General features: G+C 52.0%; 1 pseudogene. It reads left to right on the top strand.

The window, feature by feature from the left end:
* Positions 1-191: pseudogene (locus ACYP03_RS27315) on the top strand (FtsW/RodA/SpoVE family cell cycle protein); the annotation flags it as partial.
* Positions 192-248: the final 57 nt, after the last annotated feature.

The following is a 248-nucleotide window of genomic DNA, read 5'->3' as shown; positions in this document are numbered from 1 at the left end:
CGAGCCTGAAGAACATCATCATTGCCACCCTGATGATTTTCGTGCCAACCATTCTTATTGCCAAGCAACCCGATTTGGGCACCTCTATCCTGATCGCGGCATCCGGGGTGTTTGTGCTTTTTCTGTCCGGCATCAGCTGGCGGATAATTTTTGTTGCCGGAGCGCTGATTGGGGCATTCATCCCGGTGCTCTAGTTCTTCCTGATGCACGATTACCAGCGCAACCGGGTGTTGACACTGTTTAACCCT

The organism is Photobacterium sp. R1 (assembly GCF_054600795.1).
This window is presented reverse-complemented; position numbering and strand designations above follow the sequence as displayed.